Source organism: Escherichia sp. E3659 (genome assembly GCF_005781135.1).
GTDB lineage: Bacteria > Pseudomonadota > Gammaproteobacteria > Enterobacterales > Enterobacteriaceae > Escherichia.
The window spans coordinates 1-890 of the sequence record NZ_VATQ01000011.1; the positions used below are offsets into that span (position 1 = coordinate 1).

1 protein-coding gene is annotated in these 890 nt (G+C 43.8%); it reads left to right on the forward strand.

Annotated features, from left to right (window positions below; all coding sequences use genetic code 11):
* Nucleotides 1-522: 522 nt before the first annotated feature.
* Nucleotides 523-890: helix-turn-helix domain-containing protein (locus FEK47_RS11080; protein ID WP_138183185.1), on the forward strand; the 368-nt coding region annotated here is incomplete at its 3' end.

An 890-nucleotide genomic window follows, 5' to 3' on the forward strand; every position in this document is an offset into this window, starting at 1 on the left:
CAGGATGTTGTCGGGGCCGTGTTGTGTCGGTATTTCCGGAGGGGAAATAAAAAATGTTTTTAACGGTGCCTGCATATTTTTATCACCAGAATTAATATTCACAACGAGTATAGGATAATAGTTCAGCTATGCATCATCTGATATTATATGTCGCCGGGAACATAACAGAAATTGTAATAATCTGATTTTTGTGGCAAACAGCCTGATACTGACAGAGCCGGAAATGCCTGAGCGCCGTTATATTATTATTCGGAATTATATCTTTATCCTATCCATATCAGTTTGAGTGTCGGAACTGTCATCATGAGCCTGTGTCAGTGGTTGCTACAGGCCTGTTCAGTTATCTCCTGAGATATATAGTTCTCTTATTATATAAATCGGGATATATGTATCCGGAGAAAAATCACGGCATTCATGTAATTCCAGGAATAAGTTATTTCCGGCAAACATGATTATCATGTAAAACAGAGTGTGCAGGATGGCGAAATTCTGTATCACATTCCCCCTGGCAGGAGAAAGGAAATGACAAATCAGTTCCACAGAATGACGGCAGAAAAAATTCTGGAATATGTTGATGCAGAAGTGGAGAGTGGACGTCGTACAGATATCGGTACGCTTGCTGCTTATTCGGGGTACAGTCGACGACATCTGCAGCGCCTGTTTCATTCCGTGACGGGGATGGGGCTGGGGGAATATATCCGACGCAGACGACTGAATCGTGCTGCGTTGCTACTGCGCTTTTCTCAACGGGGATATCAGGATATTGCGCTCAGTGTGGGGTTTGACTCCCAGCAGTCGTTTAACCGGGAATTCAGGAAAAGTACCGGAATGACCCCGACACAGTATCGTGAAAAACCAGAGTGGGTGTTTTTTCCTCTGTCAGGTTCGAT